Source organism: Arthrobacter sp. 05T423 (assembly GCF_056396245.1).
In genome coordinates, this window is sequence record NZ_JBFTLC010000003.1 from 45,532 (window position 1) to 60,863 (window position 15,332).

The window sequence follows — 15,332 nt, forward strand, 5'->3', positions numbered from 1 at the left end:
CTGAAAGAGGCAACGATGCCTACGGAAACTTCCCTCAAGGCCGAAGAAGCCCTCATCCACGTTCTGTGGATCAACGCAGGGCTCAGTTGTGACGGCGACTCGGTCGCCCTGACGGCGGCCACGCAGCCGAGCGTCGAGGAAATCGCCCTCGGGGCGCTGCCCGGCCTGCCTAAAATTGCCATGCACTGGCCACTGATTGACTTCGAGTGCGGCCCGCAGGAAGGGGCCGACGATTTCCTGGAATGGTTCCGCAAGGCGGACCGGGGCGAACTGGAACCGTTCGTGCTGGTGGTCGAGGGATCCATCCCCAACGAGAAACTCCATGACCCCGGCGGCTACTGGTGCGGGTTCGGCAACGACCTGGAGACCGGCCAGCCCATCACCACCAGCGAATGGCTGGACCGCCTGGCACCCAAGGCCACCGCCATCATCGCCGCCGGAACCTGCGCCACCTACGGCGGCATCCACGCCATGGCCGGCAACCCGACAGGCGCCATGGGCGTGCCGGACTACCTCGGCTACGACTGGAAGTCCAAGGCAGGCATTCCCATCGTGTGCGTACCCGGCTGCCCGATCCAGCCGGACAACCTCTCCGAAACCATGACGTACCTGCTGTACCAGGCCACCGGGCAGGCTCCGATGATTCCGCTGGATGAGGCTCTCCGTCCCACGTGGCTGTTCGGCAAGACAGTCCACGAGGGCTGCGACCGGGCCGGCTATTACGAGCAGGGCGACTTCGCCACCGAGTACGGCTCCCCCAAGTGCATCGTCAAGCTCGGCTGCTGGGGCCCCGTGGTGAAGTGCAACGTGCCCAAGCGCGGCTGGATGAACGGCATTGGCGGCTGCCCCAACGTCGGCGGCATCTGCATCGGCTGCACCATGCCGGGCTTCCCGGACAAGTTCATGCCCTTCATGGATGAGCCTCCCGGCGGCAAGCTTTCCACCAGCACCATCCGGCCCTACGGCTCCGCCATCCGGACCCTGCGGGGCATCACGACGCACACCCTGGACCAGGAGCCCAGATGGCGCCGGCCCGGACCCGAGCTCCTCACCGGGGCCCGGCGCACCTGGTAAACCACCCAATTCCAGACAGGCGAAGACAATGACGTCCACAATTCCCATGGGTTCCGGAAGCGGAACGGGTAACAACAACCTGGTGGAAATGAACTGGGACCCCATCACCAGGATCGTCGGCAGCCTCGGCATCTATACCAAGATCGACTTCGAGAACAACCAGGTCGTGGAATGCAAGAGCACTTCCTCGATCTTCCGCGGCTACTCCCTCTTCATGAAAGGCAAGGACCCCAGGGACGCCCACTTCATCACCAGCCGCATCTGCGGAATCTGCGGCGACAACCACGCCACATGCTCCTGCTACACACAAAACATGGCCTACGGCGTCAAGCCCCCAAACCTGGGCGAATGGATCGTCAACCTGGGCGAAGCCGCCGAGTACATGTTCGACCACAACATCTTCCAGGAAAACCTCGTCGGCGTGGACTACTGCGAAAGGATGGTCTCCGAAACCAACCCGGGCGTCCTGGCCAAGGCCGAGAACACCAGGGCACCTCACGAGGGCGACCACGGCTACCGGACCATCGCCGACATCATGCGCTCGCTGAATCCCTTCACCGGAGAGTTCTACCGGGAAGCGCTGCAGGTCAGCCGCGCCACCCGTGAAATGTTCTGCCTCATGGAGGGCCGCCATGTGCACCCCTCCACGCTCTATCCGGGCGGCGTGGGAACGGTGGCCACCATCCAGCTGATGACGGACTACCTCACCCGGCTCATGCGCTACGTCGAATTCATGAAGAAGGTCGTCCCGATGCACGACGACCTGTTCGACTTCTTCTACGAGGCGCTGCCGGGCTATGAGCAGGTTGGGCTGCGGCGGACGCTGCTGGGCTGCTGGGGATCGCTGCAGGATCCGGACTACTGCAACTTCGAGTACAAGGACATGACCGAGTGGGGCCGGAAGATGTTCGTCACCCCGGGCGTCGTGGTGGACGGGAAGCTGGTCACCACCGACCTGGTGCGCATCAACCTGGGCCTGCGGATCATGCTCGGCTCCTCGTACTACGACGACTGGGAAGACCAGGAAATGTTCGTCACCCACGATCCCCTGGGCAACCCCGTGGACCGCAGGCATCCGTGGAACCAGCACACCAACCCCCGGCCGCAGAAGCGCGACCTCTCGGAGAAGTACAGCTGGGTCATGTCCCCGCGCTGGTTCGACGGCCAGGACAACCTCGCCCTGGACACCGGCGGCGGCCCGCTGGCCCGCCTCTGGGCTACGGCGCTCGCCGGCCTCGTGGACATCGGCTACCTCAAGGCCACCGGCACGAGTGTCCAGATCAACCTGCCCAAGACCGCACTGAAGGGGCCCGTAACTTTCGAGTGGAACATCCCGCAGTGGAGCAACACACTTGAACGCAACCGCGCCCGCACCTACTTCCAGGCCTACGCCGCGGCCGCTGCGCTGCACTTTGCGGAAAAGGCCCTCGAGGAGATCCGGGCCGGCCGCACCAAGACGTGGGAAACCTTCGAGGTCCCCGACGAAGGCATCGGCTGTGGCTTCACCGAAGCGGTCCGCGGCGTCCTGTCCCACCACATGGTGATCCGCGACGGCAAGATCGCCAACTACCACCCTTACCCGCCCACCCCGTGGAATGCCAGCCCCACCGACTCCAACGGCGTGGCCGGCCCCTACGAGGACGCGGTCCAGGGGCAGCCGATCTTCGAGGAGAACGACCGGGAGCACTTCAAAGGCATCGACATCATGCGCACCGTCCGCAGCTTCGACCCCTGCCTGCCCTGCGGTGTCCACATGTACCTGGGCAACGGGCAGACGCTGGACATGCTGCACTCCCCCACCCAAACCCTGACCGGCGAGTAGGCCATGCCCGCCGGGGACCGGCCGCCGCTGCAGAACGGCGACCAGATCGGCACACTCCTTGACGCCCTCGGTGCGGGCGGGGCCGTGGCCCGCGGCCGGGCGGAGGACCTGGTCCGTCAGGTGACGGACCTTTACGGTGCAGGGCTGCAACGGATCATGGAGATTCTTCAGGCCCAGGGAAAGCTCGACGACGTCACGCTGGAGGCGCTGACAGCCGACAGCCTGGTGGCTGGCCTCCTGGTGATCCACGGGCTGCACCCCCACTCGATGGAGGCGCGGGTGGCCGCGGCGCTGGACAGCGTCCGGCCCTACCTGGGCTCCCACGGCGGCGATGTTGAACTGGAAGGCATCAGCCCCGACGGCGTGGTGCGGCTCAAGCTGCTGGGCACCTGCCAGGGCTGCCCGTCGTCGTCCGTCACCCTCAAGTACGCCGTTGAGGAGGCCATCCAGGACGCCGCACCGGAGGTGACGGCCATCGACGTCGTCGAAGCGGAAAAGCAGGCGGGCTCGCCGGCGCTGATCCCGGTGGACTCGCTGCTGGTCCGGATCAACAACCCGGCGGGCGGAACTCCCGCCGAATCGTGGCACGACATGACCGGCGGCACGTGGGAACCGATTCCGGAGATCGCCGGGCTCGAAGCCGGCGAGGTGGCGGGTTTCCTCGTCGGTGGCTACCCGGTGCTGGCCTGCCGTACCGGGCAGGACATCTACGCCTACCGTGACTACTGCCCGCGCTGCACAGGCTCCATGGCCGGTGCCGTTCTGCAGCGCGCCCTCGCGGCACCGGTTGGCGGCGGCCTGCTCACCTGCCCCACCTGCCGCGGCCACTTTGACGTGCGGCGGGCCGGCGCCTGCCTCGAGGACAAGGAGCTGCACCTTGAGCCCCTTCCCCTGCTGGTCCGGAACGGAGTGATGTCCGTGGCGGTCCCGACGGTGTCCGCGCAGTCCGCACCGTTGCCGGTTGCAGCCGTACCGGTGGCCCCTGCCGAGGTGACGCCGGTGCAGGCTCTCCCGCTGGTCACACCCGCTGGGCTGAGTTCCGTCCCTGAACCGGCGGCCCCGGCCGCTGCTGCAGCACCTGCGGCCGCGGTGTCCATGCCGGTGTCCATGCCGCCGGCCTCCGAGGCGGCCGTTGCACCGGCAGCGGCCATGGCCCCGGAGCTGCAGGCGGCGGCAGGACAGGACCGCTGAAATGAACGTGAAGAACGGAGGAGGTACAGGGCGGGGCCCGGGAACCGGCCAGGCCAACGGCGCCTTGCCGGTGGCCTTACTGCGGCGGATTTCCGCGAACCGGCCCGCTCCCGCCGCCGGGGAATGCTGCGAAATGTGCGGCGAACCGATTCCCGACGCACACCAGCACGTGGTGGACCTGGAGAGCCACGCGATGCTGTGCACCTGCCGGCCCTGCTACCTCCTCTTTACCGATGCGACCGCCCATATGCGCTACCGCTCGGTGCCGGACCGCTACCTCTCCTTCCCCGGCTTCGATCTCGGCCCGGGGCAGTGGGACGAACTCGAGATTCCCGTTGGCCTGGCGTTCTTCTTCCGAAGTTCCAAACTGGGCCGAACGGTGGCGTTCTACCCGGGCCCGGCGGGGGCCACGGAGTCGGAACTGCCCCTTGACGCCTGGGACGGTGTGCTGGCCCGCAACCCGTCCCTCGGCCTCGCGGCGCCGGACACCGAGGCGCTGCTGATCCGCGGTCCGGGTCCGGGCAGGCCCGCCGCTGACTGCCACCTCGTTCCGGTGGACGCCTGCTACGAGCTGGTGGGCAGGCTGCGCCGCCTCTGGCGGGGGTTCGACGGCGGCCAGGAGGCACGCGATGAGCTCGCCGCCTTCTTCGAACGGGTCGCCCGCCGCAGCGTCCCGGCGGCGGCCGATTCCGGCAGCGGCGCGTCCGGCACCACAGCATCCGGCACGGGAGGTTTCCGGTGACCGAACTGTCCTTCGCCGTACTGGAGATCCGGCCGGAACCCTATGCCGCCGCCCCGCAGCTGACGGCCCGGCTGCAGCTGACGGAGGCCACCGGAGCCGTGGTGCACGCCGTGGCTCTGCGCTGCCAGGTCCGGATCCTGCCGCAGCGCCGCGGCTACGCGCCGGAGGAGGAGGCCGGCCTGCTGGACCTCTTCGGCGACCGCGGACGCTGGCCCACCACGCTCAAGTCGTTCGTCTGGATGCAGTGCAGCACCATGGTGCAGGGCTTCACGGGCAGCACCGAGGCGGACCTCCCGCTGCCCTGCACGTTTGATTTCGACGTGGCCGCCGCCAAATACCTGCATGCCCTGCGCGGCGGCGAGATACCCCTGGAATTGCTGTTCTCCGGCACCGTGTTCACCAGGGGGCAGACGGGGTTCACCGTGGAACAAGTGCCGTGGGACCTTGAAGCGACCTATAAGCTGCCCGTCGCCGCCTGGCGCAGCCTGATGGACCAGTATTTCCCCAATGCGGGATGGATCCGCCTGGACCGCGACGTCCTGGCCGCGCTCGCCCGGTACCGGTCCTCGCGCGGCCTCACGTCGTGGGAAGCCGCGGTGGAGAAGCTGCTCGACCACGCCATCGCCGACATTTCCGGGGAGCGGCCATGAACACCAGCCTGGCCCTTGCCCGGGCCGTCGCCGATGCCGTCCTCTACGAGGGCTACCTTCTCTACCCCTACCGTGCGTCAGCCCAGAAGAACCAGGCCCGCTGGCAGTTCGGGATCCTGGGTCCCAAGGGGGCGGCGGAGGACGGCAGCGGGGAGGAACCGTCAATGTCCGCAGACTGCCTGCTGAACCCCGGGGCGCAGGCTGGGCTTGAAATCCACCTCCGCTTCCTGCAGCTGCAGACCCGCACCGCCGAAAAGGCGGACGACGGCGGCGGGTTCACTGCCGTCGCCAGCCTCGCCGTGGGCGGTGCGAACTGGCTGAGCTGGGACGAGGCCGTCGAGCAGGAGGCAGTGTTCGGCCCCTTCTCCGCGGCCCAGCTCCGGGCCGGGCAGATCCTGCCCGTGGAAGTCGCGGAAGGCCTCGACATCCAGGAACTCAAGGACGGCGCCGGGAGGCCGGGCGGGCGACTGGTGCGCCGCCGTCGTGCTCTCCGGGGTGAACTGCGGCTCAACGCCACCGAAGATTCCGGCGGGCCACTGCGACTCCGCGTCACCGCGGCAAACACGGCCGGTCCCCTGCCGGCCGGGAACCGGCAGGACGCCACTGCGGCCTCCTTCATCGGGGCACACATGTTGCTCTCCGTGCGGGACGGGGATTTCGTCTCGCTGCTGGACCCGCCGGCGTGGGCGCAGCCGGCGGCAGGGCTGTGTTCCCAGCACCGCTGCTGGCCCGTGCTGGCCGGTCCCGAAGGCCAGACCGACGTGCTCCTGATCTCGCCCATCATTCTGTACGACCACCCCGCCGTCGCCCCGGAGAGTTCGGTGGCGCTGTACGACTCCACCGAGATCGACGAGATCCTCACGTTGCGGGTACTGACCCTGACCGACGACGAAAAGGTTGAGGCGCGCGCGACGGACCCGCGGGCCGCCGCCGTCATCGACCGCTGCGAGGCGATGTCCCCGGAGGAACTCCAGCAGCTGCACGGTGTCCTGCGGAACCCGCACGCGTTCGCCCCGGAACCGGCCGAAACATGGGCGGCAGCCGGCGAGGAGGTGCCCTGGTGGAATCCGGAGGCAGAGGCAAGCGTCCGGCCTGACGAGGACGCCGTCATGATCAGCGGCGTCGCGGTGGCGCGCGGCAGCCGAGTGCGCGTGCACCCGAAGAGGCGCGCCGACGCGCAGGACCTGTTCTTCAGCGGGCAGACCGGGCGTGTCACCAGCGTGCATTTCGACGTGGACGGCAGCACCCACGTCGGGCTCGTCCTCGAGCAGGATCCGGCGGCCGACCTCCTTGAGGGCTACGGCCGGTCCTTCTACTACGCCCCCGACGAGCTGGAACCGCTGGAGGGAAAGGAAAACCCGTAATGAAGGCAATAGGAATGGCCACTGTTTCCGTGCTGGCAGCGATGGCCCTCTGGGGCATATACGTCGGCATCCGCGCAGTTCCGGATATCCGGCGGTACATGAAAGTGCGGCGGATGTGACCGCCGCCAGCAGGGCCGCGGCAACCCCCTACAGTATCGGCGAGCGCGCCGCCGAGCGCGCCGGCGGCGTCCTCGTGGCCGGCGTGGGGAACATGTTCCTGCACGACGACGGCTTCGGTCCCGAGGTGGCGCGGCATCTGGCCGCCCATCCGCAGCCGCTGGGCCCCGGCGTCCGCGTGGTTGACTACGGCATCCGCGGCATGCACCTGGCCTACGACCTCCTGGCCGGCGTCGGCATGCTGGTCCTCGTGGACACCGTGCCCGCTGACGCGGACTCGGCCCCCGGCGGCATCCGGGTGCTGCGGGTCGGCGCGGCAGACCTGGACGGCAGGGCCGTTGATCCCCACGGCATGGACCCGGCGGCCGTGCTGGGCCGGCTCCGGACCATGGGCGGCAGCCTGCCGGCCACGTATGTGGTGGGCTGCGTCCCCGCCGACTTGTCCGAGGGCATCGGACTCTCGGCAGTGGTGGCTGCGGCGGTGCCCAGGGCCGCTGCCGCCGTCGGATCCCTGCTCGGCCAGCATTCCCCCACTCCAAGCTAAGGCGGTGTCCATACATGTGCCTCGGAATCCCCGGCAGGGTCATTGAACTCCTCGAAGGCTACGGCGGTCAGCTCGCCCTCGTGGATGTGGCCGGAGTGGAGCGGAAGATCAACATCGGCCTGCTGGATGACGGTCCACTGGAACCCGGTACCTGGGTCCTGATCCACATGGGCTTCGCGCTGGAACGCGTGGACGCCGCGGGGGCGGAACAGGCCATGGAAGGACTGGAACTGATGGGCCGCCCGGCGGACACCGGGACCGGCCACCAGCCGGCACAACCACCACAAGGAGAGCATCATGTCACCCACGAACCAGCCTGACCCGCCGACGAGGCAACGGGCGGCGCCCAGGGTACCGAAAACGGCGGCGCCTCGGGCACGGCACCAGGCACAGCGCGGGCCTTCGGCAGCGAACCGCCGCTGAAGGAACCCGCCCAGCCCGGCGCGGACGAAACCCCGGAGGATGCGGCGCAGGCTCCCGCCGACGTTGGCGTGAGCATCAATCGCAGGGGCGAGGACGTCATCAAGGAGGAGGGCACGGAGGCCGGGCGCGAGCACACCGGAACCGACGAATCTCCGGCCGGCCGGCCGGCCGGCGAGTCGTCCGCCCGGGACGCCACCGCGGTCAAGACCCCCGAGCATCCCGACGGCGCGGCGCCGCAGTCGCCGTAGGCAGCCGCTGGCTGGTGTTCGAGCCCTAATGTTCGGGCGCTAGTGTTCGAGCGCTATGGCCGCGCCGCGGTGCTCGACGCCGCTGTTGGCAATCCGCAGGTGCCGGGCCGTAAAGTGCTTGAGCTGCTGCAGCTGGTGGGCGGACAGGCGGTCACACACCCAGTCCCAGTGGAGTGAGACGACGTCGCCCACTGCGAGCCCGTCCACAAAGCCGGTTCCGTTCACGGCGAACTTGGCCGACTCCACCGCGGGTTCGCCGATGTCCAGGGCCGTGCCGTCCCAGACAAGGGGCCGGGACCTCACGACGGCGTCGTCCCCAGTAATAGCGACCACCTGCCCCCAACGTATCCGGCACCGGTCCAGCACGTTCAGGGCGGTGGCGTGCCGCCGTTCATCGCGGAGCAGGCCCAGCCACGGGTAGATCTCGAACACGTGGAAACTGTGGTGCGGGACGCCGCCCGCCAGCACGCCTTCCACCAGGTGCGGGAACTGCCGTCCGGTGCGTGCCCGGAAGCGCTCCTCCATCGAATTGCCGATGTTCATGATGCCGACGGAATCCAGCAGGCCGTTGCCCACCCAATAGGCCTCCACCACGCGGGCGTCCAGCGGGTCGGCAATGCCGTGCGACCCGGCGATCAGTTCGAGATAGGGCCAGGCTCCGGCAAAGCCCTTGGCGAGTTCGCGCAGCCCCTGGTCCGTGACGCCGGACTGCCCGTAGTGCAGCAGGGCGTCACTGTCCGGCGGCCCGCAGCTGCCCCGCGAATTGGGCGGATAGGCATAGCGGACGAACAACTGGGCACCATCGATAACCATCCCGTGGCCACCTTCTGCGAGCGTCTTCTGAAAGTAGCACCGGGCCATGGCACGGGCAAGGGACCGCGGGGGGCGGGCCGCAGCCGGCAGTTCTGGACGGCCGGCGAAGGCGTTGACAGCCCTGCTCGGGAAGCGGATGCTGTGAAGACCCACGCGCAGGGAGTCAACGATGACAGCCGCAGACCTCAACCGCCGCACCGCCCTTCAGGCGTTCATTTCAGGCGGCTCCGCCGCCCTGCTGGCCGGATGCGGCGCATCCGGGACCGCCCCGCCGTCGTCCCCTGCTGGCAGCCCCAACGGCATCAGCCTCACGGACCAGCGCGGCAGAACCCTGTCCTTTGCCCGGCCGGTGGCCCGGGTGGTGACCATCCCGATGCCCTCGGCGTCCCTGCTGGTCGCCGTGGACCGCAGCGCAGACCACCTCACGGCCATGCACAACGCCTCGTGGGTGGCCATGCGCGACGGGATCATGGGCGCCATGTTTCCCGCTGCCCTGGACCTCCCGCACGACATCGCCACCCAGGACTTCACGGCCAACGTCGAGAGCATCCGGGCCCTCAACCCGGACGTGGTGGTCCAATGGTCGGACGCGCAGCTCATCGAGCCGCTGGAGAAGGCCGGACTTCAGGTTCTGGGGTTGAAAAACTCCGGCACGCAGGAGGATGTGGACGCGTGGGCGGCCATGTTCGCCGCCATGCTGGGCAAGCCCGAACGTGCCGCCGAGCTCAAAACACGCAGCGACCAGGAGCTTGCCGAGGTCAAGTCACTGGCGGCCGGGCGCGCATCCAAAGGTCCGGGCATCCTTTACTTCAACCGCTTCACGGGCGGGCTCAAAGTTGCCGGCGCCAACAGTTACAACGACTTCTACATCAAGTTAGTGGGAGGCTCAAACCCGCCAACCGGCAAGGATCCGCTGTCCGGTTCCGGGATGGTGGGCGTGGACATCGAACAGGTCCTGCGCTGGGACCCCGAGGTCATCCTGTTGGGCAACTTCGACGCCGCCATGCCGCAGGACGTCTACTCGGACCCGGTGTGGCAGACAGTATCCGCGGTCCGCTCGAGGCGCGTGTACAAGGTCCCGCTGGGCGGCTACCGCTGGGATCCGCCCGGGCAGGAGTCGCCGCTGATGTGGCACTGGCTCGGCGACGTCGCCTTCCCGCAGGAGAAGTCGGCGGTGCGGAGCAAGGCCTCCGAATACTTCAGGTTCCTGTACAACCACGAACTCACGGACGGTGAACTGGACAAGATTCTCTGGACCACGGAGAACGGACAGTCCGCCAACTACCGGCAGTTCAATGCTTGATGAGGCCGGTGCTCCGCGCCTGGGAAGGCGGGTCCGGCCGGCGCGGCCGGCACTGCCCCGGGCGGGTCCGGCCTCGGCCGGGAGGGACGCGCTGGGACGACGGCGGGAGCCCGCCGTCGTCGTTCCCGTCGCCCTCAGTGCCGGCTTCCTCGCCGCGGTGGCGTTGCTGGCAATGGCGGTGGGGCGGTACAGCGTGCCGCTGGACCACGTGGTCCAGATCCTGACCGGACAGCTCGCTCCGATCCCGATCCAGGCTAGCGGCACTGAACAAAACGTGGTGCTGCTGGTCCGGCTGCCGCGGGTCCTGCTCGCTTTGCTGGTGGGCGGCGGCCTGGCGATCGGCGGCGCGGCCCTGCAGGCGATTTTCCGCAACCCCCTGGTCAGCCCCGAAATCATCGGCGTCTCCGCCGGCGCATCCTTCGGCGGTGCCCTGGCACTGCTGCTCGCGCTGGGCCCGTTCCTCCTGGTTGGCGGCTCCTTTGCGTGCGGGCTGCTGGCCCTTGGGACCCTTCTCCTGATCACCTCGGGCCGCGCCGGGACGCCGATGCTCATGATCGTGCTCGGCGGAGTGGTCACCGGGTCCTTCTTCTCGGCCCTGGTCGCGCTGGTGACGTACATTGCGGACCCCAACACCACGCTGCCCGCCATCGTTTTCTGGCTGCTGGGCAGCGTGTCCACGGCCACCTTCGCCAAAGTCGCGGTGGCCGTGGTCCCCGTCCTCGGCGGAGCCGCCGTCCTCCTGGCCCTGCGCTGGCGGATCAACGTGCTGTCCCTCGGCGACGAGGACGCGGCGGCCCTGGGTGTGCGCCCGCGCCCGCTCCGCTGGGTGGTGCTCGTGGCCGTGGCGCTGATGGTGGCCGGGGCCGTGGCGGTCAGCGGCGCTGTCAGCTGGGTGGGCCTGGTGATCCCGCACCTGGCCCGGATGTGGGTGGGACCGGACCACCGCGTCCTCCTGCCCGTGTCCTTCCTGCTCGGCGGCGCCTACATCGTCCTGGTGGACACCATCGCCCGCACCGCCACCGCCGGGGAGATCCCGCTGGGCGTCCTCACGGCGCTGATCGGGGCCCCCGTGTTCTTCCTGCTCCTGCGCCGGAACCGGGACAAGGTCTGGGACAGTGCTTGAACTCGACGGCGTGGGCTTTGGATACTCGCCCCGGGACTGGGTGTTCCGCGGCGTCAGCTTCAACGTGCCGCCGGGAACCGCCACCGCCGTGCTGGGCCCGAACGGCAGCGGCAAGACCACGCTGGTGCGCTGTGCGGCCGGTCTGCTGGACCCGCAGGAGGGAGCCGTGCGGCGGAGCGAGAGCGCAGGCTACGTTCCGCAGGCCCACGGCAGCGCCTTTGCCTACCGGGCGCTGGACATGGTCCTGATGGGGCGGGCACGGCATGTCGGCGTGTTCCGGACGCCCGGGCCCTCGGACCGCAGCGCGGCACTGGAGGCGATGGAGCGGGTGGGCGCAGCAGGACTGCGGGACCGGCGTTTCCCCACGCTCAGTGGCGGCGAACAGCAGCTGGTGCTGATCGCCCGGGCCATCGCCGCCGGCTCGCCCATCCTGGTGCTGGACGAGCCCGCCACCGGCCTGGACCTCAAGAACCAGGCACGCGTCCTGACATTGTTGCGGGAACTGATGGCCGGTGGCATGGCCCTGCTCCTGAGCACCCACCATCCGGACCATGCCCTGCACCTGGCCGACCGCGTGGTCCTGCTGGGCTCTGGCAGCGTGCGGACCGGGCCGGCCGCGGAGCTCCTCACCGACGCCGAGCTGTCGGCCCTGTACGGGGTGCGCGTAAGCACCCTGGCCTACTCCGACGACGGGGCCGACTCCCCTGACACCCCTGACTCCTCCGACTCGCCCGACTCGCCCAACAACAGCACGACCCGCCGGACCATCGTGGTGCACTACGGCAACTGACGCACTCTCACTTTTCGCAACAATTCCACCAACGCTCTCTCACGTCCTGCGGCTTTTCCGGGACGCTCTCTCACATCCCGCCGCCCAAACCCCAACGCTCTCCCACGGGAGTGAGAGAGCGTTGGGGAAAAACCGGTGAAAGGTGAGAGAGCGTTGGGGGCAGTACGGGTTATCCGGTGTTGCGGAGGCCTGCAGCTACACCGTTGACGGTGATGAGCATGGCCCGCTGCAGGCGCTCGTCGATCTCGGCGCCGGAAATGCTGGCACCCTCGGCACGGACACGGCGGAGCAGTTCCACCTGGAGGTAGCTGATCGGGTCGAGGTACTGGTCGCGGATTTCCAGGGACCGCTTCAGCGTGGGCTGGGCATCCAGGAGCACGTTCTCACCGGTGAGGTTCTGGATCTCGGCGACGGTGAGTTCATATTCCTCGCGGATGGCGCGGAAGAGGTGGTGCAGCTCCACCGGGACAAGGGTGTCCACGTAGTATCCCGCGATCTCCATGTCCGTCTTGGCGAGGGTCATCTCCACGTTGGACAGCACAGAGCGGAAGAAGTGCCAGCCATGCATCATCTCCACGAGCTGCGCCGAGTTGCCTGCGTCCCGTGCTGCCTTCAGCCCGGAGCCGACGCCGAACCAGCCCGGCACGATCTGCCGAGACTGGGTCCAGCCGAACACCCACGGGATGGCGCGCAGGCCGCCGAGCCCAGCACCGGAATCCGGGCGCTTGGACGGGCGGGAGCCAATGTTCAGCGAACCGAGCTGCTCCACCGGCGTCGAGGCCAGGAAGTACGCGGGCAGGTCCGGGTGGTCGATGAGGCTGCGGTAGCGGGCAAACGCGGCGTCGGAGATGGTCTCCATGACGTGACCGAACCGCTCGCGCTGGTCGTCCGACGTGCGCGGGGTCCGGTGCAGTGCCGAGCCCTGCAAAACGGCCGCAAGGGACAGTTCCAGGTTTTCGCGGGCAAGCTCCGGCAGGGAGTACTTGTCCGAGATGACCTCACCCTGTTCGGTGAACTTGATTTCGCCCTCAAGGACGCCGTTCGGCTGCGCCATGATGGCGTCGTAGGTGGGTCCGCCGCCGCGGCCCACCGAACCGCCGCGGCCGTGGAACAGGCGCACGCGGACGCCGTGCTTCGTGGCGATGTCGCGCAGCTTGCGCTGGGTCTTGTGGATTTCCCACTGGCTGGTCATCACGCCGGATTCCTTGTTGGAGTCCGAGTAGCCGAGCATGACTTCCTGGACATCCCCGCGCAGCCGGACCAGCTCGCGGTAGGAGGGGTCGGACAGCAGCTGGTCCACGATCTCAGCCGAGGCACGCAGCTCCTCGACGGTCTCCAGCAGCGGCGCGAAACCGATCTTGGCGTACGGGGCGTCGCCGAAAAGGCTGACCAGGCCTGCCTCGCGTGCCAGGACCGCCGCGGCCAGAACATCGTCGGCTCCGCGGGTCATGGAAATGATGTAGGTCTCGATGACGTCCGGACCGTACGTGCGCAGGGCGCGGCGGATCTCACGGAAGACGTCGTACGTCCCGTCAGCGGCGCCGTCGAGCTTGATCGGGTGGCCGGACAGCGGACGGCGGGACGCGAGCTCCGCGCTCAGGACCTCGAGGCGCTCGCCCCGGGTCAGTTCTGCATAGCGGATGCCGGGACCGCCGAGGCGGTCCATGAGCTGTCCGACGGCGTCATGGTGGTGATCGGCGTGCTCGCGGATGTCGAGGGTGGCAAGGTGGAGGCCGAAGGAGGCGATCGCGCGGCGGACGCGTGCCAGGGCGCCATCCGCGACGAGGGACGCCGAGTGGTTGCGAAGGGACAGTTCCAGCAGCTCGAGTTCGCCGATCAGTTCCTCGGTGGAGGTGTAGTCGCGCCCCGGCTGGTGCTTCGATTCCGCGGCGACCCGCTTGCCGGTGTTGATGAGCTTGGCCTTGATGCAGGTCAGCTTCAGCCGGTAGGGCTCCTGGCCGTTGAGTTCCAGGATGCGGCGGTCCAGGCCGGGCAGCTTCGCGAGGTCGGCGTCGATCGAATCGAGGAGGGCCTGGTCCGCGCCGGCGAGGGCCGTGGAGTTGGACAGGATCGAGATGAGCTCGTCGATCATGGCGATGCTGATCCGCACCGCGTTCTGGTTCTGGAGCTGCAGGATTTCGTGGGTGACGGCCGCGGTGACGTTGGGGTTGCCGTCCCGGTCTCCGCCGATCCAGGACCCAAACCGGATTGGGGCGTTCTGCGCCGGAAGCGAGACGCCGTGCTGGCCGAGGAGTTCCGAGAAATCCGTGAGCATCTCCGGCAGCGCGTCCGTCAGGATGCTGTTGAGATAGTAGATGGCGTTGCGGGCCTCGTCCACCGGAGTGGGCCGGACTTGGCGGAGCTCGTCCGTCTGCCACATCTGGTCAATCATTTCCGAGAGCTGGCGGTCCTGCCGGCGCCGTGCGCTGGTGCCTTCCTCAGTGGGCTTGGCCAGGACATCCGAGAGCTTGCGGATCTTGTCCAGCACGGAACGGCGGGAGGCCTCGGTGGGGTGCGCGGTGAAGACCGGGCGAACATCCAGTTCGTTGACGACTTCCTGCAGCACCGCCGGGCCGGCCTGCCCCGCGATGTCCTCGACAGCCTTCGCCAGCCAGCCTTCCTTCTCCTGCCGCGTGCGCAGGCCGCGGACCCGGTGGACCTGTTCGGCAGCGTTGGCGAGGTGGAAGTAGAAGGCGAAGGCACGGACCAGGTCGGTCGCCTGCTCTAGCGGCAGGGAGGCGAGCAGCTCGCGGACCTGGGCGACGACGTCCTGCGCGCTCCACGGGCCCGTCGCGTCCGCGCCGCCACGGGCGGCTTCCTTGGATTCCTTGGTGAGCAGGCGCACCTGCTCCACCAGCTCAAGGAGTTCGGGGCCGTGCTGGCGGACCAGGGACTCGCCCAGCAAGGTGGAGACTCGGCGCACGTCCGCGCGGAGTTCGGCGGCGAGATCTGTTTCTGAATTCATTGCAGTGTCAGCCATGGAAACTATCTTTCGAGTGTTCGACTTTGGCTCGTACACTGCGCTGGATACTGTGAGCCGGGTTACTGTTCCTATGGGATGTTACCCGCAGCCGGCGGCAGCCGGGAATATGTCTCAGATGTTGTCGCGGCCTTGAACCGGAGCGGCC

At 68.3% G+C, this 15,332-nt stretch carries 15 protein-coding genes; 13 read left to right on the forward strand and 2 right to left on the reverse strand.

Annotated features, from left to right (window positions below; translation table 11 throughout):
• Positions 1 to 15 precede the first annotated feature (15 nt).
• The 10 genes from AC1DFE_RS04030 (at position 16) to AC1DFE_RS04075 (ending at position 8,175) form a co-directional block, all read left to right on the forward strand.
• Positions 16 to 1,074 carry an NADH-quinone oxidoreductase subunit B family protein gene (locus AC1DFE_RS04030; RefSeq protein WP_476904623.1) on the forward strand — a complete coding sequence of 353 codons (1,059 nt, stop codon included), beginning with the start codon at positions 16 to 18 and terminating at the stop codon, positions 1,072 to 1,074.
• A gap of 28 nt (positions 1,075 to 1,102) precedes the next feature.
• On the forward strand, positions 1,103 to 2,896 hold the full coding sequence (locus tag AC1DFE_RS04035) for a nickel-dependent hydrogenase large subunit (protein WP_476904624.1): 1,794 nt from the start codon (positions 1,103 to 1,105) through the stop codon (positions 2,894 to 2,896).
• Positions 2,897 to 2,899: 3 nt separating this feature from the next.
• Positions 2,900 to 4,087, forward strand: a complete 1,188-nt coding sequence (locus tag AC1DFE_RS04040) for a NifU family protein (RefSeq protein ID WP_476904625.1) — start codon at positions 2,900 to 2,902, stop codon at positions 4,085 to 4,087.
• Between the two features lies 1 nt (position 4,088).
• On the forward strand, positions 4,089 to 4,829 hold the full coding sequence (locus AC1DFE_RS04045) for a DUF5947 family protein (protein ID WP_476904626.1): 741 nt from the start codon (positions 4,089 to 4,091) through the stop codon (positions 4,827 to 4,829).
• On the forward strand, positions 4,826 to 5,479 hold the full coding sequence (locus tag AC1DFE_RS04050; RefSeq protein ID WP_476904627.1) for a DUF6084 family protein: 654 nt from the start codon (positions 4,826 to 4,828) through the stop codon (positions 5,477 to 5,479). The genes AC1DFE_RS04045 and AC1DFE_RS04050 overlap by 4 nt, the downstream gene beginning before the upstream one ends.
• The gene (locus AC1DFE_RS04055) at positions 5,476 to 6,843 is read left to right on the forward strand and encodes a hypothetical protein (RefSeq protein ID WP_476904628.1); all 1,368 of its coding nucleotides are present in this window, start codon (positions 5,476 to 5,478) and stop codon (positions 6,841 to 6,843) included. Before AC1DFE_RS04050 ends, AC1DFE_RS04055 begins: the two co-directional genes overlap by 4 nt.
• Positions 6,843 to 6,962 (forward strand): DUF6893 family small protein, encoded by a 120-nt coding sequence (locus tag AC1DFE_RS04060; protein WP_373427236.1) that lies wholly within the window; start codon positions 6,843 to 6,845, stop codon positions 6,960 to 6,962. Before AC1DFE_RS04055 ends, AC1DFE_RS04060 begins: the two co-directional genes overlap by 1 nt.
• The gene (locus AC1DFE_RS04065; protein ID WP_476904629.1) at positions 6,959 to 7,504 is read left to right on the forward strand and encodes a hydrogenase maturation protease; all 546 of its coding nucleotides are present in this window, start codon (positions 6,959 to 6,961) and stop codon (positions 7,502 to 7,504) included. Before AC1DFE_RS04060 ends, AC1DFE_RS04065 begins: the two co-directional genes overlap by 4 nt.
• 14 nt (positions 7,505 to 7,518) lie before the next feature.
• Positions 7,519 to 7,824 carry a HypC/HybG/HupF family hydrogenase formation chaperone gene (locus AC1DFE_RS04070; RefSeq protein WP_476904630.1) on the forward strand — a complete coding sequence of 102 codons (306 nt, stop codon included), beginning with the start codon at positions 7,519 to 7,521 and terminating at the stop codon, positions 7,822 to 7,824.
• Between the two features lie 171 nt (positions 7,825 to 7,995).
• Positions 7,996 to 8,175, forward strand: coding sequence for a hypothetical protein (locus AC1DFE_RS04075; protein ID WP_476904631.1), 180 nt, complete (start codon positions 7,996 to 7,998; stop codon positions 8,173 to 8,175).
• 39 nt (positions 8,176 to 8,214) lie between these two features.
• Here the strand turns inward: AC1DFE_RS04075 and AC1DFE_RS04080 are convergent, their stop codons facing one another.
• A complete protein-coding gene (locus tag AC1DFE_RS04080; protein WP_476904632.1) occupies positions 8,215 to 8,988 on the reverse strand; it encodes a DUF6390 family protein in 774 nt (257 codons plus the stop codon).
• Between the two features lie 169 nt (positions 8,989 to 9,157).
• On the opposite strand from AC1DFE_RS04080, the gene AC1DFE_RS04085 reads away from it, so the two are divergent.
• The 3 genes from AC1DFE_RS04085 to AC1DFE_RS04095 are packed head-to-tail and all read left to right on the forward strand — an operon-like array spanning position 9,158 to position 12,204.
• Positions 9,158 to 10,291, forward strand: coding sequence for an ABC transporter substrate-binding protein (locus AC1DFE_RS04085; protein WP_476904633.1), 1,134 nt, complete (start codon positions 9,158 to 9,160; stop codon positions 10,289 to 10,291).
• Positions 10,284 to 11,414: a FecCD family ABC transporter permease gene (locus AC1DFE_RS04090; RefSeq protein WP_476904634.1), complete on the forward strand. Its 1,131-nt coding sequence runs from the start codon at positions 10,284 to 10,286 to the stop codon at positions 11,412 to 11,414. The genes AC1DFE_RS04085 and AC1DFE_RS04090 overlap by 8 nt, the downstream gene beginning before the upstream one ends.
• Complete coding sequence (locus tag AC1DFE_RS04095; protein ID WP_476904635.1) at positions 11,407 to 12,204, forward strand: ABC transporter ATP-binding protein; 798 nt, start codon at positions 11,407 to 11,409, stop codon at positions 12,202 to 12,204. Before AC1DFE_RS04090 ends, AC1DFE_RS04095 begins: the two co-directional genes overlap by 8 nt.
• 169 nt (positions 12,205 to 12,373) lie before the next feature.
• Here the strand turns inward: AC1DFE_RS04095 and ppc are convergent, their stop codons facing one another.
• Complete coding sequence (gene ppc, locus AC1DFE_RS04100; RefSeq protein WP_476904636.1) at positions 12,374 to 15,184, reverse strand: phosphoenolpyruvate carboxylase; 2,811 nt, start codon at positions 15,182 to 15,184, stop codon at positions 12,374 to 12,376.
• Positions 15,185 to 15,332 lie beyond the last annotated feature (148 nt).